The sequence below is a fragment of the Streptomyces sp. SID5785 genome, from assembly GCF_009870065.1.
Taxonomy (GTDB): domain Bacteria; phylum Actinomycetota; class Actinomycetes; order Streptomycetales; family Streptomycetaceae; genus Streptomyces.
On record NZ_WWIA01000766.1, the window covers coordinates 1 to 3,597 of the forward strand.

Here is a 3,597-nt window from a genome sequence, read left to right on the forward strand (position 1 = left end):
CGGCCGGCTCCGCCGCCCAGCTGGGCGAGATGCAGGTGCTGACCTCGGCCGCCGCCACGCCCAACCTCGCGCAGGGCAAGACCTTCACGGAGAGCGGTCACGCCGACGTCTACGGGGCCGCCAACGCCGGTGACGGCAACCGGTCCACGTACTGGGAGAGCAAGAACGACGCCTTCCCCCAGTGGGTCCAGGTCGACCTCGGCTCCTCGGTCAAGGTGAACGAGGTCGCGCTGCGCCTGCCCACGGGCTGGCCGAGCCGCAGTCAGACCCTCAAGATCCAGGGCTCGGCGGACGGCAAGAACTTCACCGACCTGACGGCGTCGAAGGCCTACACCTTCGACAGCGGCAACGACCAGTCGGCGACCATCAGCTTCGACACCACCACGACGCGCTACGTGCGCGCCCTGATCACCGCGAACACCGGCTGGGACGCCGGCCAGTTGTCGGAGCTCGAGGTCTACGGGCCCGCCGACGGCGACAGCCGGGCACCCACCGCCCCCGCGGACCTGAGCTACACCGAGCCGGCCACCGGCCAGATCAAGCTGGCCTGGAAGGCGGCCACCGACGACACCGGCGTCACCGGGTACGACGTCTACGCCGACGGCCAGTTGCGCGCGAGCGTCGCCGGGAACGTGCTGACGTACACCGACACACAGCCGGCCGGCAGCGACGTCACCTACACGGTGCGCGCCAAGGACGCCGCGGGCAACGTCTCCGCCGACAGCAACAGCGTGACCCGCAAGGGCGCGGGCGGCGACACCCAGGCTCCGACGGCACCGGGCGGCCTCGCGTTCACCCAGTCCGGCGCGGACGTGAAGCTCACGTGGCAGGCGTCGGACGACGACGTCAAGGTCACCGGGTACGACGTCTACGCCGACGGCAAGCTGGTGAAGTCGGTCGCGGGTGACGTCACGACGTACACCGACCGCCCCTCCGTCGCGACGACCGTCACCTACTACGTGAAGGCGAAGGACGCCGCGGGCAACACCTCGCAGGCGAGCAACAGCGTGACCCGGCCGGGCACCACGGCGGGATCGGACCTCGCACGCGGCAAGCCCGTCAAGGCCTCCTCGTCCGTGTTCACGTACGTCGCGGCGAACGCCAACGACGGCCAGACCGCCACCTACTGGGAGAGCGACGCCGGTGCCTACCCGGCCACGCTGACCACCGAGCTCGGCGCCGACGCCGACATCGACCAGGTCGTCGTCCGGCTCAACCCCGACGCCGCCTGGGCCACCCGTACCCAGAACATCCAGGTCCTCGGCCGGGACCAGGACGCGACCGGCTTCACGAGCCTCGCCGCGGCGAAGGACTACACCTTCAACCCCGCCACCGGGAACACCGTCACGATCCCCGTCTCGGGCAAGGCCGCCGACATCCAGCTGAAGTTCACCTCGAACTCCGGCGCCTCGGGTGCGCAGGTCGCCGAGCTCGAGGTGATCGGCACCCCCGCCGCCAACCCCGATCTCCAGGTCACCGGCATCACGAACACCCCGGCGGCCCCGGTCGAGACGGATGACGTCAGCCTCGAGGCGACCGTCACCAACAGCGGCAGCAAGGACGCGAAGGCCACCGACCTGACCTTCACGCTCGGCGGCACCAAGGCCGCCACCGCGGACGTGCCGGCCCTCGCCGCGGGCGAGTCGGCGAAGGTCGCCGCCAAGATCGGCACCCGGGACGCGGGCAGCTACACCGTCGGCGCCGAGGTGGACCCGTCGAACAAGGTCATCGAGCAGAACGAGGCCGACAACACCTACACCCGTCCGGCCGCCCTCGTCGTCAAGCCGGTCTCCAGCTCCGACCTGGTCGCCGCGCCGGTCTCGTGGAGCCCGTCCAGCGCATCGGCCGGCGACAGCGTCAAGTTCAGCGTCGCCGTCAAGAACCAGGGCTCGGCCGACTCCGGTTCGGGGGCACACGCGGTGACGCTGACGGTCCGCGACGCCAAGGGCGACACCGTCAAGACCCTGACGGGCACGGTCGACGGCACGATCGCCGCCGGGCGGACCTCCGCCCCCGTCGACCTGGGCTCGTGGACGGCGGCCAACGGCAAGTACACCGTCCGGACCGTCATCGCCGACGACACCAACGAACTCCCCGTCAAGCGGGCGAACAACACCACCGAGCAGCCCCTCTTCGTCGGCCGCGGCGCCGACATGCCCTACGACATGTACGAGGCCGAGGACGGCACCGTCGGCGGCGGCGCCAAGGTCGTCGGTCCCAACCGCACCGTCGGCGACCTCGCCGGCGAGGCGAGCGGCCGCAAGGCGGTGACCCTCACCGGCACCGGGCAGTACGTCGAGTGGACCACCCGCGCCGCCACCAACACCCTGGTGACCCGCTTCTCGGTCCCCGACGGCACCGACACCAGTCTGAACGTCTACGTCGACGGCCAGTTCCTCAAGGCGATCGACCTGACCTCCCGGTACGCCTGGCTGTACGGGAACGAGACCTCGCCCGGCAACTCGCCCGGCTCCGGCGCGCCCCGGCACATCTACGACGAGGCGAACCTGCTGCTCGGCAAGACCGTGCCGGCCGGCTCGAAGATCCGGCTCCAGAAGGACGCGGCCAACACCTCCACGTACGCCGTCGACTTCATCGACACGGAGGAGGCGGCCGCGACGCCGAACCCGGACCCGGCGGCCTACGCGGTGCCGGAGGGCTTCTCGCACCAGGACGTCCAGAACGCGATCGACAAGGCGCGCATGGACACGACGGGCAAGCTCGTCGGCGTCTATCTCCCGGCGGGCGACTACGAGACCTCCAGCAAGTTCCAGGTCTACGGCAAGGCGCTGAAGATCGTCGGCGCGGGACCGTGGTTCACCCGCTTCCACGCCCCCTCGTCGCAGGAGAACACCGACATCGGCTTCCGGGCCGACGCCACGGCCAAGGGCTCGACGTTCGCCGGGTTCGCCTACTTCGGCAACTACACGTCCCGGATCGACGGCCCGGGCAAGGTGTTCGACTTCGCGGGCGTCTCCGACATCACCATCGACAACGTGTGGGTCGAGCACATGGTGTGCCTCTACTGGGGCGCCAACACCGACAACATGACCATCAAGAACACCCGCATCAGGAACACGTTCGCCGACGGCATCAACATGACGAACGGCTCCACGGACAACCACGTCGTCAACAACGACGCCCGCGCCACGGGCGACGACAGCTTCGCGCTCTTCTCCGCCATCGACGCGGGTGGCGCCGACGAGAAGAACAACGTGTACGAGAACCTGACGTCCACACTCACCTGGCGGGCCGCCGGCATCGCCGTCTACGGGGGCTACGACAACACCTTCCGCAACATCCGCGTCGCCGACACCCTCGTCTACTCCGGCATCACGATCTCGTCGCTGGACTTCGGCTATCCGATGAACGGCTTCGGCACCGGACCCACGACGATCGAGAACGTCTCCCTGGAACGCACCGGCGGCCACTTCTGGGGCTCGCAGGTCTTCCCGGCCATCTGGGCCTTCTCCGCCTCGAAGGTCTTCCAGGGGATCCGCGTCAACGACGTCGACATCGACGATTCCACGTACGGCGGAGTGATGTTCCAGACCAACTACGTAGGAGGCCAGCCGCAGTTCCCGGTGAAGGACACCG

1 protein-coding gene is annotated in these 3,597 nt (G+C 69.4%); it reads left to right on the forward strand.

Features of this window, described 5'->3' with window-relative positions; all coding sequences use genetic code 11:
* Positions 1-3,597 (forward strand): discoidin domain-containing protein (locus GTW43_RS25125; RefSeq protein WP_161304289.1); only part of this gene is annotated, 3,597 nt, incomplete at both ends.